The 25,897-nt window shown below is 61.9% G+C and carries 25 protein-coding genes; 11 read left to right on the top strand and 14 right to left on the bottom strand.

The window, feature by feature from the left end:
* Positions 1 to 12: 12 nt before the first annotated feature.
* Positions 13 to 948, top strand: a complete 936-nt coding sequence (locus QUW00_RS04935; protein ID WP_289613276.1) for a LysR family transcriptional regulator — start codon at positions 13 to 15, stop codon at positions 946 to 948.
* A gap of 654 nt (positions 949 to 1,602) precedes the next feature.
* Here the strand turns inward: QUW00_RS04935 and QUW00_RS04930 are convergent.
* From QUW00_RS04930 to QUW00_RS04915, 4 genes are all read right to left on the bottom strand, one after another.
* Positions 1,603 to 2,778 (bottom strand): isocitrate/isopropylmalate family dehydrogenase, encoded by a 1,176-nt coding sequence (locus QUW00_RS04930; RefSeq protein WP_289613275.1) that lies wholly within the window; start codon positions 2,776 to 2,778, stop codon positions 1,603 to 1,605.
* 263 nt (positions 2,779 to 3,041) lie between these two features.
* Positions 3,042 to 3,521: a YbaK/EbsC family protein gene (locus tag QUW00_RS04925; RefSeq protein ID WP_289613274.1), complete on the bottom strand. Its 480-nt coding sequence runs from the start codon at positions 3,519 to 3,521 to the stop codon at positions 3,042 to 3,044.
* A 122-nt stretch (positions 3,522 to 3,643) separates the two neighbouring features.
* Positions 3,644 to 4,651: a YdcF family protein gene (locus QUW00_RS04920; protein WP_289613273.1), complete on the bottom strand. Its 1,008-nt coding sequence runs from the start codon at positions 4,649 to 4,651 to the stop codon at positions 3,644 to 3,646.
* A 30-nt stretch (positions 4,652 to 4,681) separates the two neighbouring features.
* Positions 4,682 to 5,587 (bottom strand): alpha/beta hydrolase, encoded by a 906-nt coding sequence (locus QUW00_RS04915; RefSeq protein ID WP_289613272.1) that lies wholly within the window; start codon positions 5,585 to 5,587, stop codon positions 4,682 to 4,684.
* 180 nt (positions 5,588 to 5,767) lie between these two features.
* Here QUW00_RS04915 and QUW00_RS04910 point away from each other — a divergent pair, with 180 nt between their 5' ends.
* From QUW00_RS04910 to QUW00_RS04885, 6 genes are all read left to right on the top strand, one after another.
* Positions 5,768 to 6,166: a pyridoxamine 5'-phosphate oxidase family protein gene (locus QUW00_RS04910; RefSeq protein WP_289613271.1), complete on the top strand. Its 399-nt coding sequence runs from the start codon at positions 5,768 to 5,770 to the stop codon at positions 6,164 to 6,166.
* Between the two features lie 146 nt (positions 6,167 to 6,312).
* Positions 6,313 to 7,716 (top strand): asparagine--tRNA ligase, encoded by a 1,404-nt coding sequence (asnS, locus tag QUW00_RS04905; protein ID WP_289613270.1) that lies wholly within the window; start codon positions 6,313 to 6,315, stop codon positions 7,714 to 7,716.
* Positions 7,717 to 8,191: 475 nt separating this feature from the next.
* Entirely contained in the window at positions 8,192 to 9,190 is a 999-nt protein-coding gene (locus tag QUW00_RS04900; RefSeq protein WP_289613269.1) for an ABC transporter substrate-binding protein, read from the top strand.
* A 72-nt stretch (positions 9,191 to 9,262) separates the two neighbouring features.
* Positions 9,263 to 10,297: an ABC transporter substrate-binding protein gene (locus QUW00_RS04895; protein ID WP_289613268.1), complete on the top strand. Its 1,035-nt coding sequence runs from the start codon at positions 9,263 to 9,265 to the stop codon at positions 10,295 to 10,297.
* A 283-nt stretch (positions 10,298 to 10,580) separates the two neighbouring features.
* A complete protein-coding gene (locus QUW00_RS04890; RefSeq protein WP_289613267.1) occupies positions 10,581 to 11,510 on the top strand; it encodes an ABC transporter permease in 930 nt (309 codons plus the stop codon).
* Between the two features lie 3 nt (positions 11,511 to 11,513).
* Entirely contained in the window at positions 11,514 to 12,308 is a 795-nt protein-coding gene (locus QUW00_RS04885) for an ABC transporter ATP-binding protein (RefSeq protein WP_289613266.1), read from the top strand.
* Between the two features lie 160 nt (positions 12,309 to 12,468).
* Here the strand turns inward: QUW00_RS04885 and QUW00_RS04880 are convergent, their stop codons facing one another.
* Positions 12,469 to 13,605, bottom strand: coding sequence for an aldo/keto reductase (locus QUW00_RS04880; RefSeq protein ID WP_289613265.1), 1,137 nt, complete (start codon positions 13,603 to 13,605; stop codon positions 12,469 to 12,471).
* Between the two features lie 180 nt (positions 13,606 to 13,785).
* Between QUW00_RS04880 and QUW00_RS04875 the strand changes: the two genes are divergently transcribed.
* Entirely contained in the window at positions 13,786 to 14,571 is a 786-nt protein-coding gene (locus QUW00_RS04875) for a mechanosensitive ion channel family protein (RefSeq protein WP_289613264.1), read from the top strand.
* Between the two features lie 128 nt (positions 14,572 to 14,699).
* On the opposite strand, the gene QUW00_RS04870 is transcribed toward QUW00_RS04875, so the two are convergent.
* From QUW00_RS04870 to hcp, 3 genes are all read right to left on the bottom strand, one after another.
* Positions 14,700 to 16,256 carry a helicase HerA-like domain-containing protein gene (locus QUW00_RS04870; RefSeq protein WP_289613263.1) on the bottom strand — a complete coding sequence of 519 codons (1,557 nt, stop codon included), beginning with the start codon at positions 16,254 to 16,256 and terminating at the stop codon, positions 14,700 to 14,702.
* Positions 16,257 to 16,467: 211 nt separating this feature from the next.
* Positions 16,468 to 17,433: a hypothetical protein gene (locus QUW00_RS04865; protein WP_289613262.1), complete on the bottom strand. Its 966-nt coding sequence runs from the start codon at positions 17,431 to 17,433 to the stop codon at positions 16,468 to 16,470.
* Positions 17,434 to 17,601: 168 nt separating this feature from the next.
* Positions 17,602 to 19,179 (bottom strand): hydroxylamine reductase, encoded by a 1,578-nt coding sequence (hcp, locus tag QUW00_RS04860; RefSeq protein ID WP_289613261.1) that lies wholly within the window; start codon positions 19,177 to 19,179, stop codon positions 17,602 to 17,604.
* A gap of 115 nt (positions 19,180 to 19,294) precedes the next feature.
* Here hcp and QUW00_RS04855 point away from each other — a divergent pair, with 115 nt between their 5' ends.
* On the top strand, positions 19,295 to 19,948 hold the full coding sequence (locus QUW00_RS04855) for a Crp/Fnr family transcriptional regulator (protein ID WP_289613260.1): 654 nt from the start codon (positions 19,295 to 19,297) through the stop codon (positions 19,946 to 19,948).
* 65 nt (positions 19,949 to 20,013) lie between these two features.
* On the opposite strand, the gene QUW00_RS04850 is transcribed toward QUW00_RS04855, so the two are convergent.
* A complete protein-coding gene (locus QUW00_RS04850; protein ID WP_289613259.1) occupies positions 20,014 to 20,583 on the bottom strand; it encodes an NAD(P)H-dependent oxidoreductase in 570 nt (189 codons plus the stop codon).
* A gap of 204 nt (positions 20,584 to 20,787) precedes the next feature.
* Here QUW00_RS04850 and QUW00_RS04845 point away from each other — a divergent pair, with 204 nt between their 5' ends.
* Complete coding sequence (locus tag QUW00_RS04845) at positions 20,788 to 21,078, top strand: type II toxin-antitoxin system Phd/YefM family antitoxin (RefSeq protein WP_289613258.1); 291 nt, start codon at positions 20,788 to 20,790, stop codon at positions 21,076 to 21,078.
* Positions 21,078 to 21,371: a type II toxin-antitoxin system RelE/ParE family toxin gene (locus tag QUW00_RS04840; RefSeq protein ID WP_289613257.1), complete on the top strand. Its 294-nt coding sequence runs from the start codon at positions 21,078 to 21,080 to the stop codon at positions 21,369 to 21,371. The genes QUW00_RS04845 and QUW00_RS04840 overlap by 1 nt, the downstream gene beginning before the upstream one ends.
* 122 nt (positions 21,372 to 21,493) lie before the next feature.
* Here QUW00_RS04840 and QUW00_RS04835 read toward each other — a convergent pair whose 3' ends face one another.
* The 5 genes from QUW00_RS04835 to QUW00_RS04815 form a co-directional block, all read right to left on the bottom strand.
* A complete protein-coding gene (locus tag QUW00_RS04835) occupies positions 21,494 to 22,291 on the bottom strand; it encodes an SHOCT domain-containing protein (protein ID WP_289613256.1) in 798 nt (265 codons plus the stop codon).
* A 139-nt stretch (positions 22,292 to 22,430) separates the two neighbouring features.
* Positions 22,431 to 22,781 (bottom strand): DUF4339 domain-containing protein, encoded by a 351-nt coding sequence (locus QUW00_RS04830; protein WP_289613255.1) that lies wholly within the window; start codon positions 22,779 to 22,781, stop codon positions 22,431 to 22,433.
* Positions 22,782 to 22,791: 10 nt separating this feature from the next.
* Positions 22,792 to 24,177 (bottom strand): SPFH domain-containing protein, encoded by a 1,386-nt coding sequence (locus tag QUW00_RS04825; RefSeq protein WP_289613254.1) that lies wholly within the window; start codon positions 24,175 to 24,177, stop codon positions 22,792 to 22,794.
* An 18-nt stretch (positions 24,178 to 24,195) separates the two neighbouring features.
* Positions 24,196 to 25,059, bottom strand: coding sequence for a zinc ribbon domain-containing protein (locus QUW00_RS04820; protein ID WP_289613253.1), 864 nt, complete (start codon positions 25,057 to 25,059; stop codon positions 24,196 to 24,198).
* Between the two features lie 147 nt (positions 25,060 to 25,206).
* On the bottom strand, positions 25,207 to 25,860 hold the full coding sequence (locus QUW00_RS04815; RefSeq protein WP_289613252.1) for a DUF4230 domain-containing protein: 654 nt from the start codon (positions 25,858 to 25,860) through the stop codon (positions 25,207 to 25,209).
* Between the last annotated feature and the right edge of the window lie 37 nt (positions 25,861 to 25,897).

Here is a 25,897-nt window from a genome sequence, read left to right as displayed (position 1 = left end):
GAGGGAGGTCACGTGAACGATCGGGAACTCACCTACGTGAAGACCATTGCAGAGGAGGGCAGCGTGTCGGCAGCGGCACGCAAACTCTATATCGCCCAGCCCTCGCTCTCGCAATCGCTCCAGCGCATCGAGGAATCGCTCGGCGCCAAGCTGTTCGATCGAACCTCGTCGGGCCTTCGTCTCACGCAGGCCGGCAAGATGTACCTCGCGATGGCCAACCGTGTGCTCAAGCTGTACGAGGACCTGCAGACGGAGCTCTCCGACATGGAGGCGCTCGCGTCGGGCAGCGTCAGGTTCGGCACCACGCGCCTGCTCGGCAAGATGCTGCTGCCCGAGGTGCTCCCGGCGTTCCACAAGCGCTATCCCAACATCAAGCTCGAGATCGTCGAGGGAAACTCCAAACAGCTCGACCGCGCCCTCATGGCCTGCGAGATCAACTTCGCCGTGATGCACCGCCTTACCGGAGAGGGCAGCCGCCACATCGAATACGACGTGTTCTGGAAAGACCCGTTCATCGTGACCGCCGCGGCCGATAGCCCGCTGGCCGCAAAAGGCGTCGAGCGCGAAGGCTATCCTTACCCCGTGATCGACATCCGCGAGCTGAACGATGAACCCCTCATAGCCGTTCCCTATGGTCAGCGCATCCGTCAGGTATGCGACACGTCGTTCATGCAGGCGGGTGTGCGCCCCAATATCATCTTGGAGGTGCGCGACTACACGACCGCGCAGAGCCTCGCGGCGCGCGGCATGGGCTACACTGTCGGGCCGCAGAGCTACACGAAGCTCGCAAACCTCGAGGACGCGGACGTGAAGTTCCTGTCGCTCGACGAGAAGCGCAACGCCGCATGGGCGCTATGCATCGCCACCTTTGGCAACGGGTCACTCTCGCGCGCCGACTCCGAGCTCATCCGCTACTTTGAGGATGTCATCGCAAGCACGATGGAATAGGGTGTTCCGGCCTCGGCAGGGTTTATGCACGCCTTCGCGTCGAATTTGCGGGACGAGGGACGCTCGTTTTCTCATTTGTGGTCACAAATGAACGATTACTGATCGCGAAGGTAGCTCTTGAGCGCCGGAAACGGACGGTTGCTGGTCGCGAAGGCGGCTCTTGGACCCCGGAAGGGGCCTGTATGGATGCTCGGATGCTCTTTTCGTTCGTGCAAGCGAAAGGACTGCGCAACACGGCGCCGTATTTCATCTGATTTCGGACGGAATGTCTGTATATTTTAGCTTTGAATTTGTATATTGCCGCCTAGCCCTGATTCGCCTGACAGTAAACGTCAGTTCTGTGCCACAACCGCACCAACGAGCGACGGGAGGGCCGCTCCGGATTCGTGACAGGCGCGGGCGCACTGAGAATTCCCTGTCCTCGACGCGCCCGCGAAAGCGATGGTTATATCCAGAATCGCTGTTATTTGCGCACGTAGACCGTGCCGTCCATGATACGACAGGCGGTGCGCTGAACCGCGACGCTGGGCAGCTCATACGACCCGTCGGCACCCTCGACGGTCTTGAATTGCCTCATGGCGCACTCCTTATACATGCTCGCAAACGGGGTGTGCCCTCACTCGCGCGAGGGCACACCCGAAAGATCGTCTTTTTTTACCCGAGCTTCTGGATGGTCTCGATCAGGTAATCGGTAAAGTCAGTCGAGGTCGGGCCGTCGCCGAAGCCCATGACGACACGCCGCTCGGTGTCGCAGCAGATGTCGAGCGCCTGCTCGAGCTTTGCGCGACGCTCGGGGAAGCCGATGTGGCCCACGAGCAGGCCGGCGGCACGGATGACGCTGCAGGGGTTCGCCCACGGCGACAGACCCTGCTCGGCCAGCGTGGGGGCCGTGCCGTGGATGGCCTCGAACAGCGCGTGCTGGCTGCCGAGGTTGGCCGACGCGGCGGAGCCCAGGCCGCCCTGGTGCTCAGCGGCGATGTCGGTCACGATGTCGCCGTAGAGGTTGGGCAGCACGATGACCTGGAAGTCCTTGTTGAAATCGGGATCCATGAGCTTGGCGGCCGTCGCGTCGACCAGACGGGTCTGGACGGTGATGTCGGGATATTCGCGCTCCGCGACATCGCAGATAATCTGCTGGAAGTTGCCGTCGGCATGCTTGACGATGTTGGCCTTGGTGATGACGGTAACAGTCGTCTTGCCGTTGGCACGCGCGTAGTTGAGCGCCATGCGGGCGAGGCGCTCGGTGCCCGGCAGCGTGCAGACCTTGAAGTCGACGGCGAGGTCGTCGTTGACCTGGATGCCCTTGTCGCCCCAGATGTACTCGCCCTCGAGGTTCTCGCGGAAGAAGGTCCAGTCGATGCCCTTGTCGGCCATGCGAATGGGGCGCATGCCCACGAACAGGTCCAGACCGCGACGCAGCAGGCTGTTGGCGCTCACGAGGTTGGGATACGGGTCGCCGGGGCGCGGCGTGGTGAGCGGGCCCTTGAGCAGCACGTCGCACTCGAGGGCGGCGTCCAGGACATCCTGCGGCAGCGACTCGCCGAGCGCGGCGCGGCGCTCGATGGTCAGGCCCTCGATGTGGCGGAGCTCGACGCGACCGGACTCGATCTGGTCGGCAAGCAGGCACTCGAGCACGCGGACCGCCTGGCCCACGATGGTGGGGCCGATGCCGTCGCCGGGCAGGATGCCGATGGTGATGTGGTCGAGTTTCGTGTAATCCTTGGGCGTGCCGTCCTGGCGCACGCGCTCGATGCGCTCGAGCTCACCGGCGATCAGCTCGCCGAACCGCTTGGTCGCACGCTCGATGGCTTCCTGATCGGCTGCGTTCATGGTGTCCTCCCTGCCGTTCGCTTGTTCACTCAGGGCCGAATCCGGCCCTGAGTATATGGTGCTACGGCCAGGACAGCCAATCCAATTGAAAGCATGCATGCACCTATGCCACCGCGGCATGACGGGTCATTTGGGGACGTGCTCCATCCAACCCATTCGGCACCAAGGGTGCCGAATGGGTTGGATGGAGCACGTCCCCAAATGACCCGCGGGCGCGGATGTGATTTCACCCCAGGGGTGAAATCACATCCGCGCGCCTGAGCTTACACGTCCTCGCGCCAGCCGCGACAGACGTCGACCCAGCCCTCGGCACGCGTCGCCAGCTCGAGCTCGGGAATCGTCAGGCGCACGCCGCTGTGGTCGTTGCCGCAGGCGGGATACACCACCTCGAAACGGCGCAGCGACTCGTCCAGAAACACGCGGGCAGCCGGCTTGGCGCCGAAGGGGCACACGCCGCCCGGCGCATGGCCCACGAGCCCCTCGACCACGTCGCCGGGGATCATCTTGGCCTTGGTGTGAAAGACCTGCTTGAACATGCTGTTGTTCACGCGCGCATCGCCGGCGCACAGCACGAGCACTGGCGCCTCGTCCACCAGGAACGCCATCGTCTTGGCGATGTGCTCCGGCTTGCACCCGAGCGCCTCCGCTGCCTCCTCGACCGTCGAGCTCGGCGCCTCGGTCGCGATCACGCGATCGCTCAAACCGATGCTATCCAGATATGCCTTTGCGACATCAAACGACATGCCTTGTCCATCCTCTCGTTCGGCAAACCTTCCAATACCCTAAAATCGCGGCGCACGGACCCAGAGCCGTGCGCCCGCACCTGCGGCATGGGTTGAAACGAACACGTCCCCATCCAACCCGTCTATGGCACGAAAACCACCCACATGGCAGCCACGGGCACAAAGGTCCAGAGGTTGTCCGCGAGCACCGCTCCGAACTCGCGAACGATGGACCGCAGCCAGGTATCGCGCCGTGTCGCAGAACCCATGACCTCGGCATCAAGGCCCATCCGGCGCGCAAGGTACAGGCAGCGAAACACATGGAAGTCGCTCGACACCAGCGCCACGCGGTACGGCGAGCCGGTCGCCAGGCCATCCATGATCGTACGCGAGAGCTCGAGGTTCTCGCGCGTCGTGGTGGAACGGTCCTCATCGGCGAGCTGCTCCTCGGGAACGCCGCGGTCGCGCAGGTAGGAATGCATGACGCTCGCCTCCGAGGCGACCTCGTCGGAGCCCTGCCCTCCCGACACGACGATCACGCCCTGCCTATCCTGACGCTCCCACAGCGTGTAGGCGCTGTCGAGGCGGTCCATGAGCAGCGGCGAGGGTCGCGCGCCCGCGAGGGCGGCGCCGTGCACGAGGATGAAATCGAAGGGATGCGCGCGGTCGGGAACCATCTCGCGCCCGGCGACCCGATAGGCCAGCGAGCACAGACAAAGCGCCGTCAGGGCAAACGAAACCCACAGCCCTTCGAGGGCGAACAGGTTCACCACCGCGTCGATAACCGCGCTGTTCGCAGCATCAACTGCCTGCGGGACCAGCGTGTACAGAATCGCGATCGCAAACGCACCCGCAATCGGCGCGCCGGACAGAGCCGTCACGTGTCCGTCGCGGATGAGCAGCATGACGCCGTTGAGCGCGAGCAGCTCGACGGCGATCAGGGGGAACACGAGCATGAGTGAGTAGGCAGGAATCGCAAAACCGTTCTCGCCCCAGCACGTCAGCCCCACAAGGGACAGGAACAGCGCAAGGGCAAAGGGCACCGCCGCCCGATGGAACACGCGCGCACCCATGCGAAACGCCACGATGAGCCCCACCAGGCAGATGAGCGCCACGGGCCCCAAGATCATTTCCTTCGTGATGTCGATCATCGCGTCCGTCTCCTTCGTGTCCGCGCGCCCCTACACGAGCCCCCTGCGGTCCAAGAAATCAAAGGCCAAGTCGACCCAAGCGCGAACGGCCTGAGCGCGGTCCTCATTATCGCAGCGCGTGTTGACGTTCGCCACGGACAGCCCATGTCCTCCTTGGTCAAACACGTGGAGCTCGTGGACGACACCCTCGCGCGCCATCGCCTGCGCCAGGTCGTACACCTGGCAGATAGGGCAGGTCCTGTCGTCGGCGGCACCCCATACGAACGTCGGAGGCATGTCGCGCGTGACGTGCGAGGTCGGGCAGACCTCGGCCATGCGCTCGTCGGTCGCCTCGCGGCCGATGACCATGGCGATGTAGTCGTTGAGCAGATCGCGCCCGGTCTTGCCACCGGTCTTGGGAACGCGCAGGTCGATGCGCGGGTCGCGCGTCTGTTCGTCGCGGATGACGCGCATGTCGAGCAGCGGGTAGGCAAGCACCGCGGCGTCGGGACGAAGGCGCTCGGGGCGCTCGCCCGTAAGCGCGGCAAACGGACCGGCCTTCCACTGCGCCGCCAGTGAGGCGCAGATGAAACCGCCGGCGGAGAAGCCGACAACCGTCACCTTGTCGGGGTCGACATGCCATGCCTTGGCGTTCGCGCGCACGGTCGCGACCATCTTGGCGAGGTCGGCCTCCGGATTCGGAAAGGATACGTTGCCGGTGGAACTCGTCACGTAGTCGAGCACGAACGCCTGGAAGCCGCGATTGAGAAACTCGAAAGCAACGGGTTCCTGCTCATGCGCGCTGATGGCGGTAAAGCTTCCGCCACCGCATATGACGACGGCAGGGCGCGGCTCGTCGGCGCGGGCGGGCACAGGCTCGGCCAGATACGCCGTATAGGTCGCCGGATGCTCCGCGGTCGGTTCATCGCCCCACAGGGCGTGCTGTTCTACGATCATCGATTCCTCGCGTTCGTCGGTTGTGTCGTCCGTCTAGGGTATACCAATTCGGGCCCAGCGGGACACAGCGACCCGTCCGCTATGCACGATGTGGAGCAAGGCGAGCGGGCTGCCGTGTCCCCTGATGGGTACATAGACGATATCCGGCCAACGTCCGGCCAACGCGAGAAAGGAAGAGCGATGGATGAGGTCCTGGCGTATCTGAAGAAGAACCCGACGTATTTCCTGGCAACCGTCGACGCCGAGGGCAACCCGCAGGTGCGGCCTTTCGGCACGATCGCGAAGTTCGAGGACAAGCTGTACATCCAGACCGGCAAGATCAAACCGGTGTCCGACCAGATGCTCGCGCATCCGCGCATCGCGATCAGCGCGGTTGACGCCGAGGGCGGCTGGCTGCGCCTCACCGCCGACGCCGTGCCCGACGACCGCCTCGAGGCGCGTCAGGCGGTTTTGGGTGAATACCCTGAGCTTCAAAGCATGTACGCCGCCGATGACGGCAACTGCGAGGTCTTCGCCCTCGAAAACGCCACCGCAACGTTCTGCTCGTTTACCGCCGAGCCCAAGACCGTCACGTTCTAACTTCACGCCGTAACATGGGGCTGGGTGGGTCTGGGTTGGTTGGGGACGTGTTCCTTCCAACCCAGACCCACAAGCCCGAAACATCGCTGGCTGGTATGATGGTGGGCGGCCAGTCTATCCGCTCATATCTAAGAACAGAGGTCTTTATGGATCGCACCAAGATCGCCCAGCTCTACGCCGATGCCGAGGCACTCGGCGGCAGCCGCGTCACCGTCGCCGGATGGGTCAAGTCCGTCCGTGACATGAAGAACTTCGGCTTCGTGACCGTCAACGACGGCAGCTGCTTCAAGGACCTGCAGATCGTCATGAACCGTGACGACCTCGCCAACTACGACGAGATCGCGCACCAGAACGTGTCCGCCGCGCTCGTCGCGACCGGCACCGTCAAGCTCACGCCCGACGCACCGCAGCCCTTCGAGCTCACCGCCGAGACCATCGAGGTCGCCGGCCCCTCCGCGCCCGACTACCCGCTGCAGAAGAAGCGCGCCACCGTCGAGTTCCTGCGCACCCAGCAGCACCTGCGCCCGCGCACGAACCTGTTCCGCGCCGTGTTCCGCATCCGCTCCGTTGCCGCCGCCGCCATCCACCGCTTCTTCCAGGACCGCGGCTTCGTCTACGTGAACACGCCGATCATCACCACCTCCGACTGCGAGGGCGCCGGCGAGATGTTCCACGTCACGACGTTTGATCCCGCGCACGCCCCCACCACCGACGCCGGTGAGACCGACTGGAGCCAGGACTTCTTCGGCAAGGCCGCCTCGCTCACCGTGTCCGGCCAGCTCAACGCCGAGAACTTCGCCATGGCCTTCGGCGACGTCTACACCTTTGGCCCCACCTTCCGCGCCGAGAACTCCAACACCACGCGCCACGCCGCCGAGTTCTGGATGATCGAGCCCGAGATCGCCTTCGCCGACCTCTCCGACGGCATGGACCTCGCCGAGGCCATGCTCAAGTACGTCATCAACGACGTCATGGAGAAGTGCCCCGACGAGCTCAACATGCTCAACAAGTTCGTGGACAAGGGCCTCATCGCCCGCCTGACGCACGTGGCAAGCTCCGACTTCGCGCGCGTGACCTACACCGAGGCTGTTCAGATCCTCGAGGCCGCGGTCGCCGCTGGCCACACGTTTGAGTATCCCGTGAGCTGGGGCATCGACCTGCAGACCGAGCACGAGCGCTTCCTCACCGAGGAGCACTTCAAGTGCCCGACGTTCGTGACCGACTACCCCGCCGAGATCAAGGCGTTCTACATGCGCATGAACGACGACGGCAAGACCGTCGCCGCAGCGGACTGCCTGGTGCCCGGCATCGGCGAGATCATCGGCGGCTCCCAGCGCGAGGAGCGCCTGGACGTCCTCGAGCGCCGCATTGCCGAGCTCGGCATGGACGCCAGCCAGTACAAGTACTATCTTGACCTGCGCCGCTTTGGTACCTGCAAGCACGCGGGCTTCGGCCTGGGCTTCGAGCGCCTGGTCATGTACCTCACCGGCGTGGGCAACATTCGCGACGTCATCCCGCATCCGCGCACCGTCGGCAACGCCGAGTTTTAGAGTCCGCTCAACCTGATCGGCCCGCTGCAGCACGCCGCCTTGCCCCTCAGCTTCAGCGGCATGGCCCATAAGGCCTATGCCGCCTCGCTTCGAGACAATCCGGCGTGCTGCAGCGGGCCGTTTCCTTTGTCGATGTGATTTCACCCTAGGGATTTTCTTACATTGGGCAGGGCAAACCCTGCCCAATGTAAGAAAATCCCTAGGGTGAAATCACATCCCGGGGAGCGTGGCGGGGCAAGCTCCGCCCAATGTCACAAGGACCCGGAAAGAAATCGCATCCGAGCATCGGCAAGCGCGGTGTTTCTCTCGCCCACCGGCGCGAAGATTAACAATTGGTGTCACCCAGCTCGAGCGTACCGGGCGCGCGGAGCCCACCCCTATCATGTTGGCTTACTTCGCACTATTGGACCGGAGCGCCGCCTGGCGCCCACGAGACAGATTGTTCGGGATATCCCGAGGAAGGAAGGTTGCGCCCATGAACCGGCTTAAGACCATCGCCTCCGCCGTCGTTGCGGGAACGCTCGCCTTGGCGCTCGCCGCGTGCGGTGGTGGCGGCGAGACCTCCGAAGGTAGCTCTTCTGCCGCCGCGAGCGGCACCACGTACAAGATCGGCGTCCTGCAGCTGACCGAGCACGCCGCGCTCGACGCCTCCAACGAGGGCTTCGTGGCAGCGCTCGACGACGCCGGCATCTCCTACGAGATCGACCAGCAGAACGCGCAGAACGACCAGTCCGCCTGCCAGACCATCGCGAGCAAGCTTGTAAACGATGGCGACGACCTCATCCTCGCCATCGGCACCCCGGCGGCACAGGCCGTCTCGAGCGCCACGAGCGACATCCCCATCATCGGCACCGCCATCACCGACTTCGCCGAGTCCGGCCTCGTCGCCTCCAATGAGGAGCCCGGCGGCAACGTGACCGGCAGCTCCGACCTCACGCCCGTCACCGACCAGATCGAGCTGCTCGAGCAGCTCGTGCCCGACGCCAAGACCGTGGGCCTGCTCTACTGCACCGCCGAGTCCAACTCCGAGGTCCAGATCTCCATGGCCGAGGAGGCGCTCGACGCCGCAGGCATCGCCCACGAGCGCTACACCGTGTCCTCCTCCAACGAGATCCAGCAGGTGATCGAGTCCATGGTCGGCAAGGTCGACGCGATCTACACCCCGACCGACAACACCATCGCCGCCGGCATGGCGACCGTGTCCATGGTTGCCAACGAGAACGACCTGCCCGTCATCGTGGGCTGCGACACCATGGTCGAGGACGGCGGCCTAGCCTCCTATTCCATCAACTACTACGACCTGGGCTACAAGGCCGGCGAGATGGCCGTCGAGATCCTGACCGAGGGCGCCGATCCCGCCGAGATGCCCATCGCCTATCTTGAGGCTGAGGACTGCCAGCTCATCGCCAACCAGGCGACCGCCGACGAGGTCGGCATCGATATCTCCGGCCTCGAGGACGCCGAGATCGTCTAGCACGCCATGCGCAGGGGCGCACGCCCGGCGCATCACACCCTACAGCATCCGCAGGGACCAAGGAGGAACGTCATGAACCGCAACACGATTTCCCGTCGCACGTTTGCCAAGGGCTTCGCCGGCATGGGCGCCGTCGCCCTCACCGGTGCGCTCGGCCTTGCCGGCTGCGGCGGTGAATCCACGGGCAACGGATCGGCCGCGCCTTCCGGCGATGGCACCACCTACAAGATCGGCGTTTTGCAGCTGACCGAGCACACCGCGCTCGATGCCGCCAACGCCGGCTTCGTCAAGGCGCTCGACGATTCCGGCATCTCCTACACCATCGAGCAGCAGAACGCCCAGAACGATCAGTCCGCCTGCCAGACCATCGCGCAGACCCTGGTCAACGACGGCTGCGACCTGATCTTGGCCATCGCGACCCCGGCGGCCCAGGCCGTCGCGGGAGCCACGAGCGACATCCCCATCGTGGGCACCGCCATCACCGACTTCGCTGCCTCCGGCCTTGTCGAGGACAACGACGCGCCCGGCGGCAACCTCACCGGCACCTCGGACATGAACCCCGTGGCCGACCAGATGGACCTGCTGCAGCAGCTGCTCCCCGACGCCAAGACCGTGGGCCTGCTCTACTGCACCGCCGAGTCCAACTCCGACATCCAGATTGCCATGGCCGAAGAGGAGCTCGACGCACTGGGCATCGCGCATGAGCGCTACACCGTGTCCTCCTCCAACGAGATCCAGCAGGTCGTCGAGTCCATGGTCGGCTCCGTCGATGCGATCTACACCCCGACCGACAACACCATCGCCGCCGGCATGACCACGGTCGCCATGGTGGCCAACGAGGCGGGCGTGCCCACCATCTGCGGCGAGGTCGGCATGGTTGAGAACGGCGGCCTGGCGAGCGTCTCCATCAACTACGAGGAACTCGGCTACCGCGCAGGAGAGATGGCCGTCGAGATTCTGACCGAGGACGCCGACCCGGCCGAGATGGCCATCGGCACGATGACCGCCGACGAGTGCGACCTCGTCTACAACCAGGCGACCGCCGACGAGGTCGGCGTGGATGTCTCGATGCTCGCCGAGGAGGGCGGCACCGACGTGAGCGCGTAAGGCGCACACCAGCACACGCAACCGATTAGGCGGCCGGGACAAACGCGTCCCGGCCGTTTTTTCAAAGCGACAAGATGGTGCCAGGTACAGACTTGTCGCTCTTGCGGCCGGCCGCAACCTGACGTTTGGCCCCGTCGTTTCAGAAGGGTTACACGGACCGCGTCCCCTGACCGTCCCTGCATAAAGTGATACACTTGCGCGGTGTATCTGCATCGTTTATGCGATGAACCCCGACGGGCGTGCTCGCCGGGGTTCATTTGGCTCACCTGAAGGAGGGAACGATATGGGGCTTGCTCTGCTAGGCGCCGTATCTCAGGGTATCCTCTGGGGCATCATGGTCCTGGGCGTGTTCATCACGTACAAGCTGCTTGACATCGCCGACCTGACCGTCGACGGCAGCTTCGCGCTCGGCGGCAGCGTGTGCGCCGTGCTCGTGGTCGCTGGCATGGACCCCTTGTTGGCGATTCTTATCGCCATGCTCGCCGGCATGGTCGCCGGTGCGGTCACGGGCTTTTTGCACACCGTGTTCGAGATCCCCGCGATTCTCGCCGGAATCCTCACCCAGATCGGCCTGTGGTCCATCAACCTGCGCATCATGGGCAAGTCCAACACGCCCTTGCTCAAAAACGACACCATCTTCTCGCGCGTCACCGACGTGACCGGCCTGTCCACCAACGCCGGTGCCATCATCGTCGGCCTGATCGTGGCCGTCGTGATCATCGTCGCGCTGTACTGGTTCTTTGGCACCGAGATCGGATCGGCCTGCCGCGCCACCGGCAACAACGAGGCCATGGTGCGTGCGCTCGGCGTCAACACCAAGGTCACCAAGATGATCGCCCTCATCCTGTCGAACGGCCTCGTGGGTCTCTCCGGCGGCCTGATCTGCGAGAGCCAGAAGTACGCCGACATCGGCATGGGTACGGGCGCCATCGTCATCGGCCTTGCCGCCATCGTCATCGGCGAGGTGCTGTGGCGCGTTCTGCCCGGCGCCAAGCTGCATGCATTCGGCGGTCGCCTGGCGTCCGCCGTCGTGGGCTCCGTGGTCTACTTCCTCATCCGCGCCATCGTGCTCCAGATGGGCATGGACGCCAACGACATGAAGCTGCTGTCCGCCATCATCGTTGCGCTCGCCCTGTGCATCCCGGTCGTGTGGGAGAAGTACCAGCTGAAGCGCTCCTACACCCGCGCCTCGCGCCCGGAAGGAGGTCGATAGGCCATGCTGAACGTCAAGGATGTCTGCAAGACCTTTAACGCTGGCACCATCAACGAGAAGCGTGCGCTCGTCAACGTGAACCTGCACCTGGCCCCCGGCGACTTCGTGACCGTCATCGGCGGCAACGGCGCCGGCAAGTCCACCCTCATGAACATGGTGGCCGGCGTGTACCCCATCGATTCGGGCGTGATCGAGCTCGACGGCAAGAACATCTCGCTTTTGTCCGAGCCCGCGCGCGCCAAGTACCTGGGCCGCGTGTTCCAGGACCCCATGATGGGTACCGCTGCTGACATGCAGATCGTCGAGAACCTCGCCATGGCAAAGCGCCGCGGCAAGACGCGCACCCTTGCCTGGGGCGTCACGAAGGCCGAGAAGGACGAGTACGCCGAGCGCCTGCGCGAGCTGGGACTGGGGCTCGAGAAGCGCCTGACCAGCAAGGTCGGCCTGCTGTCCGGCGGCCAGCGTCAGGCACTGACGCTGCTCATGGCGACCCTCACCGAGCCCAAGCTGCTGCTGCTCGACGAGCACACCGCCGCTCTTGACCCCAAGACGGCCGCCAAGGTGCTCGAGCTCACCGAGAAGATCGTCGGCGAGCACCATCTGACCACCCTCATGGTCACCCACAACATGAACGACGCCATCCGTCTGGGCAACCGTCTGATCATGATGCACGAGGGCCGCATCATCTACGACGTGGCCGGCGAGGAGAAGCGCGCGCTCACCGTGGCCGACCTGCTCCAGAAGTTCGAGGAGGTCTCGGGCGGCGAGCTCGCCAACGACCGCATGCTGCTCAGCTAGAGCTCCGGTCTCGGACATCAAAGCACTGCCCTCCGGCCAGCCGGGGATGAAAACACCCTAGGGATTATTTTACATGGCGTATTTTAAAAATACGCCATGTAAAATAATCCCTAGGGTGTTTTCATCCCCGGCTGGCATGCCCCAGGCGTCTTAGTACCATCTACCCTTCGAAGGCCTCCGCGCAGTCGCGCAGCGCATCGATGATGTGGATGTGCTGTGGGCATGCCGCTTCGCACTGACCGCACGCGATGCACGCGTCCGCCCTGCCCGCGCCCTCGACGCCGGCAGCCTCCTCGTAGTCCTTTTTCGCCTGCTCGTTAAGGCCCCATACGGTCTGCTTGTTCCGTGCGGCGAAGATGCTCGGGATGGGGATGTGCATCGGGCAGCCGTCCGTGCAGTACCGGCACGCCGTGCAGGGGATGGAGTCCATGCTTGCGAAGACTTCCTGGGCCGCACCGATCACGCGCTGCTCCTCGGCGCTCAGAGGCTGGAAATCGCGCATGTACGAGATGTTGTCATCGACCTGCTCGAGGTTGGACATGCCGGAAAGCACCGTGATGACGCCCTCGAGCGAGGCAGCGTAGCGGATCGCCCACGAGGCGAAGGACGCGTCGGGGTTCGCCGCGCGCAGCAGCTCCTGCACCTGCGGAATCGGGTTGGCGAGCATGCCGCCCTTGACCGGCTCCATGATCACCACGGGCTTGCCGTGCTTACGGGCGATCTCGTAGACGGTGCGCGACGCGACCTCGGGGTGCTCCCAGTCGGCATAGTTGATCTGCAGCTGCACGAACTCGGCGTCCGGGTGCTTGGTCAGCAGCTCCTCCAGCAGCGCCGGGGTACCGTGGAACGAGAAGCCCCAGTGGCGGATCGTGCCGGCCTCCTTCTGCTCACGCACGAAATCCCATAGGCCGTACTCGTCGTATGCGCCGATGTTGCTCTCCTGCACCGCATGGAGCAGGTAGTAGTCAAAATACCCGGCGCCCGTGCGCTCCAGGCTCGTAGCGAGCTGCTGGCGGGCGTCTTCGGCCGAGGTCGCGACCCGTGCATTCACTTTCGTGGCGACGGTGAAGCGCTCGCGCGGGTAGCGATCGACGAGCGCCTCTTTAAGTGCGCGTTCAGAGCCGCCCTTGTCATACACGTACGCGGTATCGAAATACGTCAGTCCCGCATCCATGAAGCGGTCGACCATGGCTTTGATTTGCTCGATGTCAAACGAGCCGCCCTCGAGCTTCGGCAGGCGCATGAAGCCGAAGCCGAGCTTGGGCGTCGTCTCTCCCAGATACCGTTCCTGATCCATATCGCTCCCCTCCTCGCGCACCGACCACACGGCAGCGCGCACGACATACGACCAAGTATATTCCCCGTTCGCGTCCGTTCGCGCAGCACATCCGCACGCAGCCGGCACAAAGCGGACACGGCGAGCACGTTTTTCTTGCGGCAGGTATCATAAAAGCAACGAACCGACCAGGGAGACCCCATGCCTGACCTTGCCAACACGGTGCTCAGCATAATCAACATGCAGATCGTCCAGCAGATCTTCTGGACCATCGTGCTCGGCGCCGCGACCATCGCGGTGTCGCGCGCGGCGGCGCGCGCCCTGCGTCACCTGCTCAACAAGGACAGCAATCCCCTGCCCTCATCGAGCATCATCGTCAACATCGTGCGTGCGGTCATCTGGGCGGTCGGCGCGAGCATCATCCTCGACAGCGTCTACGGCCAGAACTCAAACGCCATCATCACTGCCCTTGGCGTCGGCGGTATCGCCGTCTCGCTCGGCTTCCAGGACACGCTGTCAAACCTCATCGGCGGCCTGCAGATGGCGTTCATGGGCATCATCAAACCCGGCGACAACATCCAGGTCGACGCCGAGATCGGCGTGGTACAGGACATCTCGTGGCGCCACACCACGATTAAAGACCCGCTCGGGCAAACCGTCGTCATCCCCAACTCGGTGATCTCCAAGACGGCGCTCGTGCACCTGCTGCCCGCCAGCCGCGTCTCCGTGCCGTTTGCCATCCCGCGCTACCGCAGCGATGGCACCGAGACGAGCACGTCGATCGATGCCCTCTCCGATGCGCTGATCGCACTCGCGCGCGACGCCGCGCAGGGCGTGTCACCGGTGGTCGACGGCCCGAGCGTCTTTTTCTCCGAGATCACCGAGCTCGGCATCAAGGGCAAGGTCATCCTGCAGATCGAGGATCCCGCGCAGGTCTCGAAAGCCGCCGACGCCGTCGTGCGCGCCATTGCCCAGCTGCTTGACTGAGATCATCTGACGGAGACGACGGCAGGCGTCCGACATCGCGCAGGCGCATACGAAAGCGGGCGGTACCGGCTCTCCCGATTCCGCCCGCTCGCATGTGGCGGGGTTTCGCGCCCCTTTATCGTGGGCGACTATCCGCGGCGGCGACCGCCGAACAGGTTGCGCGTGATCTGTTTGGTCGCCTCGCGGCCAAACGTGCTGAACAGGGTGGTGGCAACCTTGCTGATGCCCTTCATGACCTGCTCCTGCTGCTTCTCGCGGGCGCGCTGCTTGCGCACCTCGGCGCGGATGGCGGCTTTCTCGGCGGCCTTTGCCTTGGCCCTTTCCCTGATCGCCTTCTCCTCCTCGCGCTTCTTGCGCTCTTCCTCTTCCTTGGCTTCCTTCTCGGCCTCTTCCTTCAGATCATCGATCTGCTCGAAGGCGCTCTCGCGGTCGACAGCGTCGCCGTACTTCTTCATCAGGTCGGCTTGGCCATCGAGCGCAGCCTTGAGGTCGGCTTCGGGAGCTGCGGCCATCAGGCACTGCGGCGGAAGGATCTTGGCGCGCTCGACGATCTCGGGCTGGCCGTCCTCGTTCAAGAACGAGACGAGCGCCTCGCCGGTACCGAGCTCCAAGATCACATCTTCGCTCTTGAACGCAGGGTTATCACGGAAGGACTCGGCAGCGGCGCGCACGGCCTTCTGCTCGGCCGGCGTGTAGGCGCGCAGGCCGTGCTGGATGCGGTTGGAAAGCTGCGCCAGCACCTCGTCGGGAATGTCGGAAGGGCTCTGGGTGATGAAGTACACGCCCACGCCCTTGGAGCGGATGAGCTTGACCACCTGCACGATCTTGTTGAGCAGCTCGCTCGGCATATCGTTGAACAGCAGGTGCGCCTCGTCGAAGAAGAACACGAACTTGGGCTTGTCGAGGTCACCCTCCTCGGGCAGGGTGTCGAACAGCTCGGAGAGCATCCACAGCAGGAACATGGCGTAGATCTGCGGGCTCTGGATGAGCTTGGCGGCGTTCAGGATGTTCACGTAGCCCTGGCCGTTCGGCGCGCACGCAAACCAGTCGGCAAGGTCGATGTCGGGCTCGCCGAAGAAGATCTCGCCGCCCTGATCCTCGATGGAGATGAGCTGGCGCAGGATCGCGCCGATCGACTGGCTCGAGACCTTACCGTAGGTGGTCTCGTGCTCCTTCGCATGCTCGGACACGTAGGCGAGCATCGAGCGGAGATCCTTGAGGTCGATGAGCAGAAGCTGCTTGTCATCGGCGATGCGGAAGACGATGTCGAGCACGCCCTCCTGCACCTCGGTGAGTTCCAGCAGGCGCGCGAGCATCGTGGGGCCCATGTCGGAGATGGTGATGCGCACCGGAATGCCCTGGCCGCCCGTCATGTCCCACACGCGCGTGGGGCAGCCCTCATAGGTGAAGCCCTCGAGGCCGAACTTCTTGATGCGCTTCTGCATGTCCTCGGTGTCCTCGCCCGGCGCGCACATGCCGGTGATATCGCCCTTGACGTCAGCCATGAAGACCGGGACACCGGCCTTGGAAAAGCCCTCGGCCATGACCTTGAGCGTGACCGTCTTGCCCGTGCCCGAGGCGCCGGCGATGAGGCCGTGGCGGTTGGCCTGGTTGAGCAGCAGGTTCACGTGGTTGCAATCGGGCTCGGCGCCCACACCCATCCAGATGGCGTTATCTTGCAGCATGGTTGCTCCTTATCGCATGGGGTCCTGCGGGCAAAGCCGCCGACCCGAAACATAACCGCTGATAACGATAACAATAGGAGTGCTTAGGGCGCCATGCGCACCGCATGTCTCAACGGATAGCTCATGCCATGCCAGCGGGGATTCGCCGCCATGCGCCCGACGGAAGGCACATGGCGGCGCGATCGCTCCTTGCCGGGGTTAAACACCCCGGTTATTCGTCGCGCGGCGCACGCTTGGGCAAACTCTGGCGCATCGCCTGCATATCGGCGCGGCTCACCTTCAGACGCTGGGCACGCGACGAGATCATGCGACGCGGCGCATCGACGTTGATGCCCAGCAGCAGGTTCGCCATCCAGAGGAAGAACAGAAGCACCAGTATCGGGATGATGCACGACGTGACGATCATCACGGCAACGCCTTCGATCAGGCGGTTCACCTGCGAGAGCATCTCATCGGCGACACCCGTCGCGGCGTCGGCGATTTTCTCGGGGATGCTGATGATGAAGTCGATCGGGCTGCCGCCCTCCTCGGTGTCTTCCTCAGCTTCCGCCTCGGCCTCGACTCCCTCCACGCTCTCCGTCGCATAGGAGATCTCGTAGGTCTGATCGATCATGTTGGTCACCGCGACGCCCGCCGGAACCGTCACCCACAGCACGAGCGCCAACACCAGAAGCTTGCGCGCCACCAGGGCAAATGACCCGCTCAAGGTCGAGCGGCAATACAGCACGAGCGAGATGACGAAGCACGCCAGAGCAGCGGGGATCAAAATGCCAAAGGCTGCGAAGCCGAAGACGGTCAGCAAGTATTTCTCGAGATAGATGACGGCGAGGACGAGCATGAGGTTCGTGCTCAGGTCCATGAGCTTGTCGGCGATAGGCGTTCCGACATCGTCAGGGATAGCGGTGATGGCTGCCGAGGCGCCGGTCGACGCAGCGACCATGCCGAGCACGTTGTTCTTCTTGTCATCAAGCGTTGCGATGGATGTGGCGTAGGTATCCGGAGAGGAGAACACCGCGCGCAGGGGAAACGCCGACACAAGGCCGAGCACGACCAGCAGGCCGATGATAAAGAAGCGGAAACGCATGATCGTGTCCATCGGACCGGGGGTGTCGTCGACTTCGTATATCACCTGCGCCTCTCTGGGCACTTCGGCGGTCTGGATCTCCTTGCACTGCATACGCGTCCCCTCTCATAGGCTGCCCTGTATATCTTATGCCAAGAGCGAACCATGGCACGAAATGGGTACGGGCCTCAGGCCGCCCGCGTCTTCATGCCGCGGGGCGAGGTGGTCCATTCGCTTCGCCCCACAGCATGAAAACGCACGGCGCGCAGCCGAGACGCGCCGCTACCGCCGCAAATCTTCTTCAGGCGTGGAGATCGGCGCAATGCCGAATTGCTTGACCAGGTAGTCAAGAACGCCGGGCGACACGAACGCGGGCAGCGTGGGACCGAGCTTGATGTCGCGGATCCCCAGGTACAGCAGCGTCAACAGAATACAGACGGCCTTCTGCTCATACCAGGACAGGATGATGGAAAGCGGGAGCTCGTTCACTTCGCATCCAAACGCCTCCGAAAGCGCCATGGCGACGCGGATCGCGCTGTACGCATCGTTGCACTGCCCCATGTCCATCAGGCGGGGCAAGCCGGCAACGGTCCCCAGGTCCAGATCGTTGAAGCGGTACTTTCCGCACGCCAGCGTGAGCACCACGCTGTCTGCCGGCGTCCGCTCCACCAGCTCCGTGTAATAGTTACGCCCCGGGCGCGCGCCGTCGCACCCGCCGATCAGATAGAAATGCCCAATCTCGCCCGATTTGACGGCATCCACCACGTGGTCGGCCACCGCCAGCACGGTACCGTGGGCAAAGCCGGTCGTCACCGTGGCTCCGCCGTTGATACCGGTGAACTGTCGATCTTCTGCATATCCTCCCAGCTCAAGCGCGCGGCGAATGACGGGGGCATAGTCGCGCTCCTCGCCGATATGCACCAAGCCTGGATAGGCAACGACCTCGGTGGTGAACACGCGGTCGGCATAGCTCGCGCGCGGCGGCATCAGGCAGTTGGTGGTGAAGAGCACGGGCGCCGGGATATCGGCGAACTCCTTCTGCTGGTTTTGCCAAGCGGTGCCAAAGTTGCCCTTGAGATGCGGGTACTTCTTGAGCTCGGGATACCCGTGCGCCGGCAGCATCTCGCCGTGCGTGTACACGTTCACACCCGTACCCGCCGTCTGCTCGAGCAGTTCGTGGAGGACGAACAGGTCGTGTCCCGACACGACGATGAACGGACCCTTCTCCACCAGCAGCGGCACCGTGGTGGGCACCGGCGTGCCATAGGCGCCCGTATTGGCAAGGTCGAGCATCTCCATGCACACGAGGTTCTTCTCGCCCACCTCGAGTGCGAGCGACAGCAGCTCGTCGGCGTTCAGATCCTCGCCAAGCGCGCGAAGGGCACGCAGAAAGAAACGGTCAAGCTCGTCCTTCTCGTAGCCGAGCACCCAGGCATGATAGGCATAGGCTGCCATGCCGCGGATGCCGAACAGGATAAGTGACTTCAGCGATCGGATATCCTCGTCGGCCATCCAGATTCCGACCATGTCGTAGTCGGCGCCCGCAGCGCCTACGTCGCCCGCAGCCGCCGCGTCGCGCTCGGCGTGGACGCAGTCGATCAGCTCGCGCAGCACCTCCGCGTCAAAGTTGACGTTCGTCACCGTCGCGAACAGGCTCTCCAGCACGAGCCGAGCCCTGCCCGGACGCTCCCGCGCACCGTCCGCAGCGCGCGCCAAGCCGATAAGCGCGCCGGTCAGCTCGTCTTGCAGGCGGGCGACGTCCGCCGTCTTACCGCACACGCCCGCGCGACCGACACAGGCGCTACAACCGGCGGTCTGCTCGCACTGAAAGCAGAACATCGGGGTTTCCATTGTCTTCATTGAGCCCTCCTTGCTCTTGGCAGGCGGTCGCGTAGCTTTTGCGACCGCGCGTCGCCTAGGTATATCGCCGAGGGACCCATGGGTATGTTGTTGTGACAACGGATTGGAGAAACCGATGAATTGCGCATCCCTTACACATCATGCAATCTTCGACGGCATTACCGCCGACGAAATCGAGGCGATGCTCCCCTGCCTTGAGGCGCACACGCGAACGTACGACAAGGGAGAGGCCATCCTGCGCGCCGGAGACGAAGTGCGCTATCTGGGGCTTGTCCTTGCGGGAAGCGTCAATATCGTCGCCACGTACTATTGGGGAGCCAGCGACATCTTCGTCCATGTGGCTCCGGGACAGATCTTCGGCGAGGCTTACGCCGTCAGTCCGCAGCAGAAGATGCTGGTCGACGCCGTGGCGGCGCAGCCCACAACCGTGCTGTTCCTCAACGCGGAGAAGCTCCTTACCGTCTGCGGGCGCTCGTGCGCGCAGCACCATCGCCTCATCCAGAACCTTGTGCGCATCTCGGCGCTCAAGAATCTCGCCCTATCGCGCCGTATCATGCACACGGCCGCAAAGACGATCCGCGGACGCGTCATGTCCTACCTGTCCGAGCAAGCGATCGAGCACCGATCAAACAGCTTTGCGATTCCCTTTTCGCGCCAAGAGCTCGCCAACTACCTGGGTGTTGACCGCAGCGCCCTGTCGGCAGAGCTCTCGCGCATGCGGCGCGACGGCCTCATCGCGTTTCACAAGAACCACTTTGAGCTGCTGTGAAAGGCGAATGGACGCGTCATGCAGCGCACCCGACGCAAGCGGTGCCGCTCGACGCGCACCACGCGCTACTTTCCGGCGAGCTTATCCAGAAACGTCGCGCGCTCCTCAGGTGTGGACAGGTCCATGCCGCCGAAGTTCTCCCACGTGCCATGGCCGATGCCGAGCTGCCACAGCGTGCCGTCGATGAACATGCGCTGGATGGCGTCGCCGGTCTGCTCGCGGATGAACGCGGTGGGGTTCGAGGACGCCGTGTAGACCTCGGCGGATTCGATGTAGGTGAGCGTGCCCTTGAGGCCTGCGCCCGTAGCCTCCCATGAGAAGCCGGCAAGCATGACCTTGTCGAGCCAGCCCTTGAGCATGGCGGGCATGTCGTTCCACCAGATCGGGAAGATGAACACCAGGCGGTTCGCGCCGGCAACGAGCTGCTGATAGCGCGCCACGAGCGGATCGAGCGCGGTACCGGCGTTGTAGACCGCGAGCTCGTCGCGCGTAAGCACCGGGTCGAAGCCGTCGGCGTGCAGGTCGATGACCTCGTACGGCACGCCCTCGCGCTCGTAGCGACCGGTGAGCGCCTCAAGCATGGCATGGCAGAAACTCTGCTCGTACGGATGGCAATAGACGATCAGGGTGTGCATGGCGACCTCCCGCTGAGCAATGTGACGTACGAGTCGCAGTATAGCGCGAGCGCAATGGCGGCCCGTTGAGCTAAAGAGCTGGAAACAGTTCCGGGGCTTCAGGCGACCGGAGCTTTGCAACCAATTTCCAGGATATAGGACGGCGTCCCAACCCGCATGTCTTATCATAATTATGATAAGACATGCGGGCGTAGGGAGAAGATCATGCAGAGCATCCGCCCCATATCGGACCTGAGAAACAAATTCGCCGACGTCTCGCGCGAAGTGCACGCAAGCGATGAACCGGTCATCTTTACCAAAAACGGTCGCCCTGACATGGTCGTCATGAGCGCCGAGGCGTTCAATCGTATGCTGGCCGAGCAAGACGAACTCCGCTCCCGCGAAGAGCGCGTTTACCGCGGAATTCTTCAAGGTATCGAAGAGTTTCATAGTGGCGATACGACGCCCGCAAAGGACGGCTTTGCCGCCATACGCGAGCGCAAGGGCTGGCACTGATGACGTACCGGGTGACGTTTGCAAACAGCGCTCTCGATTTTATCGAGGAACATGTGTATTCCGAGCGTATTCTCGAACGTATCGAAACATATGCCGAGCTTCTTGCCGACTATCCTCGTATTGGCACAGTCTACGAACCAAGCTATCCTGCAGCAAAGCTTCCCCTTCCCTGCAGGTACATCAACATCCCCGACACACCCTTCACGTTGTTCTATTCCGTCGATGACGCTGTGCAGGAAATCGATGTGTTATACGTCAACTTCTCTGCAGGCAATCCGAGAGGACGTTTTTAGGGGACTTAGCCCAACCCGCCCCATCTATTCAAACGATAGGCCTGATATCCGTCAGCATCATGTTTAGATATCTGCTGAACCCGAACTATGCAGACGCCGAAGTCATATATTACGGATAAACGCTACAAACCGAGAAGCTGCCTCTTTTTTGCGTCGAATTCTTCCTGTGTAAGTATTCCACCATCAAGCAGCTCTTTCAATTTAATCAGAGTGTCTAGGGGATCTTCTGATTTGGTGACAGTCTCCGTTTTAGCATCACTCGCCGATTCGGCGTCATTCGTCGAACTCGATTGACCTGCATCCTTGCCGGATTTGGAGGCCGCTTCTGACAACACATCGGAAACTGCCCGCACGCCAGGGAAGGCAGCGGACACGACTTCTGCGGCAAGAGGGACGAACGGCTTCGCCGCATCGGCAGCATCTTTGATAACAGGCTTGGCCGAATTGAGCGCGCCAGATAGCACTTTTCCAACTTTGACGCCCTCGCGCCCTTTCATCGGAGAAACTGCCGACTTCTTCGATGAAGCCCCGAACGCAATCTCATTGGCGGCATTGACCAAATCATCAATCGCCACTCTCTTCAACAGTGGAATTTCAAATGTATATTGCTGGTCAAGGGCGTAAACAGTCATGGAAAACGGCCCGCCGAACGATTTCGGCATACTGATGATGATTTGCAATTTGTTATCGCGTGAACGAATCTGCGACAAAGCTATTGAAACTGACTCCTGATGCTTCTTGAACGTACCCTCCTCCCAGCAGAATAAGAGCCGCTGATTGGTCAGCGCGAGCAAACCGATTCTGTTTGGAGAATCGATCCACTTTGCTAACCCTTCTTGAGAAACGTGAAATGTAATGCCGTCAACGGTGCGCAGCACGGCCTCATCTTTTGTCAGATTAAAGTCGTAATCCATTGCCATAGCTCTTCACGTCCTATAGTCCACAGCGGTTTATTGATTTAGCGAACGCCCCGCCCTTCAGCAAATTGAGAGTTCGTCTCATTCAGACTGTAAAGGGAGCTTGCTTCGTTACATTTTAATACACCCCTTCCGAGCACTCTTACCCTTCCGGCACAGGCGGTGGAGCAAGCGCCACAAGCCGCAGCACTTCCGGCAGATCCTCGGCGAGTCTCCAATTAGGCATGCCAGGTTTCCAAACGTAGGTCTCCTTGGTCACGCGCTTCTCGGCAATCAGGCGCGAGAGCTCGGCGAGGGAAAGCGGCCCTGTCGCCGAACCGTCAAGCACCGCATACCAGACCGGCTGCTCGCCGGGCAGCATGGCATTATCGGCGCCCGGCGTCACCATACTCTGGAGCCCGATATTCATCGAGTTCGCCATCTGGGTTGCCACGGCCATGCTCAAACCGAACTCCACCAAGCGATCGATGGAGTAGAAGCTGCCCTCGTCCATACTTCTCTCCTTACGCAGTCGGCGGGATAGGCGGCATGCTGGCGGACGTGCTGCCATCGAAAACGGAAGCGAGCTCATCCACATCCCCCGCGCAGCGCCATTCGACCATTCCGGGTTTCCATACGAGGCTATCGGCGCTAAACGTACCCGCCGACAGCATCTGAGACAGCATCGGAATGGCAAACGGACCGGTAGCGGCACCGTTCACCGCAACGTGATAGCCAACCTGCGGAACCGGAGGAGGCACGGCACCCGGTGCAGATGTAGCACCAGCCTGCCCAAGCCCTCCCATCATGCCGTTCATCATGCCTGCAACGTTTTGACCAACGGCACCTCCAACGGCCATGCCGGCCATCATCGCGGCTGGATCGAATCCACCAGCACCACCGGCACCGCCCATCTCGGTCGCGCCGTTTGCGCCCATCTGGCCGAGCGCTTGAGCGCCCGCAATGCCAACCTCGGCCTGTTTCTCCACCTGGAACGCGGAGAAGTTCGCGCTCTCCGTGGCCAAGCGCTGCATGCGCTGCGCCTCCTCACGCTGGATGCGCAGGGTTTCCTCGAGATTCTCGGCGTTGATGCGCTGCTGATCATGCAGGTTCTTTATGTTCACATCGGTTTGCGCCTGGACGGTCCGCTGCTCGACATCACGCGTGACCGACATGAGCTGACGGTATCCTTCGCTCGTCTTATCGATTTCGAGCGCCGAGATATCGATGCCAGATACCTCGATACCGAAATTCTCACTCATGCGCTCAACGATTTGCGGCGCCACCGCGTCATGGATCTGCGAGATGCCGCGCTCAATTTGCACGACAGGAATACCAAGGTCAGAGGGAGCGTTCGCGACCGTTGCCTTAATGTAGCGGCATATCGCATCGCGAACCTGAAGCTTAAACTGATTGAGATCGAATTCATCCAGACGATGCAGCTTGATGAACTGCCGGTAATCCTTGATACGGAACGTGAGCGTTCCACGGGCCGCCACCGGCACCCCAAAATCGAGGAAGCGTGGGTCGTAAACATCGAAGAACGGCACCCCGAACCGCACTTGGATGATATGAGCGAGATTGATGAAGTAGACCTCTGCCTGGAACGGCGTGCCGCCCTCGTACGCAAGCCCAACAACGCTGGCAAGCACAGGCAGATTTGCAGTCTTCAGAATCTCGTCGTACGGCCCCTCGATGAAGTCTTCGCACGTACCGTCCTTTTGGTGGTAGACGAACACCGCAACCGACCCATCGCGCACGCGCAGGGAAGAGCCCCAACGGATCGCATTCTCGCGCCCCAGAGCATTGGCCTGCGAGCCCGCAGGACGCCATTTCCAGATTAGATAATCCGGTTCATCGCAGCGGATCTGGTCCATAAATCCGCCGGTAGAAACATTCTTGCCAAACATAGCAGCTCCTATCGCGCGCTACTTCTTTGATTGAAGTGCCATCAATTTGATGGAGCCGATTACAGAGAGAATCATGATCAAACCGCCGCCCAATTGGTATAGGGAGCCATTGGCACCCTGCGATTCAAGCACGTTGCCCAATCCGAACGAGAAGAAGCCTCCGGCAAAACCAAGGATGCACCCAGTTGCTCCGAGCTTCCCGAACACGGCAATGCCCGTCGAAACGAGCAATACGAGCATACCGACGAGCTCGAATAACGAACCATTCTCTCCTCCCAGCTCCTGAAGTGCGCCGCCGGCCATGATTGCCATACCGACATATATGCCTGCGGTTTTAGTAACAAATTGACCCACCCGGACAAGCCGTGCGCGCTTCTTTTGAGAGTCGATTTCGCTTTGAATGGATGAGACGAGCTGCCCTATCCGATCGCTCCCACCCTTATCCAACGCAAGCTCGGCTTTCTGGATGCACTGATCAAACTTCGCACACCACGCATCGAATTCATTTTCATCTCCGCAATGGGCGACGTTTGTAGAAACGAGAATAAGAAACTCGATAATGTCCTCTTTGGTGTTAGGAACAGGAAACGCCGCAACGACTCGAGCGCGTTCAGTTGCATCCGAACAGCCCATGAGCGCATCGCCGAACCTACGTACAGCACCGGCAACCTCAACGTCTCTGAGTTCATAACCGCAAGCAGGGCAAAACGCCGAAAACGAAGGAAGGGCTTCTCCGCATGAAGGGCATTTCTTTATACCTCCTGCCCAAGTTTCAGTACGTCTGCCTGCCGATTCCGCATGGGATGACGGCGCGGGCTCACCGCATTTCACGCAAAACTGCGCACCATCCTTCAGCTGCATGCCGCATTTCGAGCACTGCATATTGTCAATCTCCTATCAGCTCCACGACAAGACAGCATTGTTGATATAGACGAAAGCGATAATTGCTAAAACCACGACGACTATCGCAGCGAGCATCTTGGCATTCATGAAATACCCCTCCAACCGTGCACGGCAATTACGACAAAGCTATCTGGCTTCATTTTCAGTTGGTTCTTCACGCCAAACGAATTCAACGTCGTATTCATCGCCCAGTGCGGCATAAAAAAGGTTCGTCAGACGACTCTCCGCCTCAAGATGAGCTTCCTCCAGCAAGCCGTTTTCTATAGCCTCGCTCTCGCTTTCCTCCTCGCACAGTCTTTGGAATTCGTCAACATCCTCAACATGGATGGGGTTCAAGATGTTGTTGTTTTCTTCAAGCGCACCCGACTCATCCATATCGGGATCATTCGAGATGATGTATGCAGGATCGAGCTCAATAATGATTTTTGCCCCTTGTTGCTCAATGCCCGCAGTCTCCAAATTCACTCCAGCTTTAATAGTCCCGGTATAGCGATACCAAAAGCTGTTTTCAGTAAAGGGAATATCGAACCAATCGAAAAATGTATTCGCATCCCGAACTTTATCGACGATGTTGTAGTCCTGAGATACCGATACAAGTTCGCTTCGCGAAACGATCCGATCGAAAACAATCGACGCATCCGCAAATGTTTTCTCTTCGTCGGGTGGATTATAGTTCGCCACGAACAGCGTTCCGACGATGCCAAAGACAAGCCCTACGGAGGCTGCAATCGCCCCCACTTTGATTGTCCTTATCTTGCTTTTCGGAAGCTTGAACACCATGGCGCCACTCCTTCGCTCATCATATCTAGATATGCTC

Origin of the sequence: Collinsella tanakaei (genome assembly GCF_030373545.1) — a bacterium.
Classification (GTDB): domain Bacteria; phylum Actinomycetota; class Coriobacteriia; order Coriobacteriales; family Coriobacteriaceae; genus Collinsella; species Collinsella tanakaei_C.
The sequence above is the reverse complement of the archived record's forward strand: the minus strand, read 5'-3'. Positions and strand labels throughout refer to the sequence as shown.

Bases quoted from the DNA above. Each gene is read 5' to 3' on its own strand.
- QUW00_RS04925 (WP_289613274.1), bottom strand. From the start codon at position 3,521: ATGTCGTTTGATGTCGCAAAGGCATATCTGGATAGCATCGGTTTGAGC.
- QUW00_RS04870 (WP_289613263.1), bottom strand. From the start codon at position 16,256: ATGCTGCAAGATAACGCCATCTGGATGGGTGTGGGCGCCGAGCCCGAT.
- QUW00_RS04890 (WP_289613267.1), top strand. From the start codon at position 10,581: ATGGGGCTTGCTCTGCTAGGCGCCGTATCTCAGGGTATCCTCTGGGGC.
- QUW00_RS04880 (WP_289613265.1), bottom strand. From the start codon at position 13,605: ATGGATCAGGAACGGTATCTGGGAGAGACGACGCCCAAGCTCGGCTTC.
- QUW00_RS04900 (WP_289613269.1), top strand. From the start codon at position 8,192: ATGAACCGGCTTAAGACCATCGCCTCCGCCGTCGTTGCGGGAACGCTC.
- asnS (WP_289613270.1), top strand. From the start codon at position 6,313: ATGGATCGCACCAAGATCGCCCAGCTCTACGCCGATGCCGAGGCACTC.
- QUW00_RS04830 (WP_289613255.1), bottom strand. From the start codon at position 22,781: ATGGACGAGGGCAGCTTCTACTCCATCGATCGCTTGGTGGAGTTCGGT.
- QUW00_RS04895 (WP_289613268.1), top strand. From the start codon at position 9,263: ATGAACCGCAACACGATTTCCCGTCGCACGTTTGCCAAGGGCTTCGCC.
- QUW00_RS04845 (WP_289613258.1), top strand. From the start codon at position 20,788: ATGCAGAGCATCCGCCCCATATCGGACCTGAGAAACAAATTCGCCGAC.
- QUW00_RS04875 (WP_289613264.1), top strand. From the start codon at position 13,786: ATGCCTGACCTTGCCAACACGGTGCTCAGCATAATCAACATGCAGATC.
- QUW00_RS04835 (WP_289613256.1), bottom strand. From the start codon at position 22,291: ATGGCAATGGATTACGACTTTAATCTGACAAAAGATGAGGCCGTGCTG.
- hcp (WP_289613261.1), bottom strand. From the start codon at position 19,179: ATGAAGACAATGGAAACCCCGATGTTCTGCTTTCAGTGCGAGCAGACC.
- QUW00_RS04840 (WP_289613257.1), top strand. From the start codon at position 21,078: ATGACGTACCGGGTGACGTTTGCAAACAGCGCTCTCGATTTTATCGAG.
- QUW00_RS04910 (WP_289613271.1), top strand. From the start codon at position 5,768: ATGGATGAGGTCCTGGCGTATCTGAAGAAGAACCCGACGTATTTCCTG.
- QUW00_RS04930 (WP_289613275.1), bottom strand. From the start codon at position 2,778: ATGAACGCAGCCGATCAGGAAGCCATCGAGCGTGCGACCAAGCGGTTC.
- QUW00_RS04885 (WP_289613266.1), top strand. From the start codon at position 11,514: ATGCTGAACGTCAAGGATGTCTGCAAGACCTTTAACGCTGGCACCATC.
- QUW00_RS04825 (WP_289613254.1), bottom strand. From the start codon at position 24,177: ATGTTTGGCAAGAATGTTTCTACCGGCGGATTTATGGACCAGATCCGC.
- QUW00_RS04865 (WP_289613262.1), bottom strand. From the start codon at position 17,433: ATGCAGTGCAAGGAGATCCAGACCGCCGAAGTGCCCAGAGAGGCGCAG.
- QUW00_RS04915 (WP_289613272.1), bottom strand. From the start codon at position 5,587: ATGATCGTAGAACAGCACGCCCTGTGGGGCGATGAACCGACCGCGGAG.
- QUW00_RS04855 (WP_289613260.1), top strand. From the start codon at position 19,295: ATGAATTGCGCATCCCTTACACATCATGCAATCTTCGACGGCATTACC.
- QUW00_RS04920 (WP_289613273.1), bottom strand. From the start codon at position 4,651: ATGATCGACATCACGAAGGAAATGATCTTGGGGCCCGTGGCGCTCATC.
- QUW00_RS04815 (WP_289613252.1), bottom strand. From the start codon at position 25,860: ATGGTGTTCAAGCTTCCGAAAAGCAAGATAAGGACAATCAAAGTGGGG.
- QUW00_RS04850 (WP_289613259.1), bottom strand. From the start codon at position 20,583: ATGCACACCCTGATCGTCTATTGCCATCCGTACGAGCAGAGTTTCTGC.
- QUW00_RS04820 (WP_289613253.1), bottom strand. From the start codon at position 25,059: ATGCAGTGCTCGAAATGCGGCATGCAGCTGAAGGATGGTGCGCAGTTT.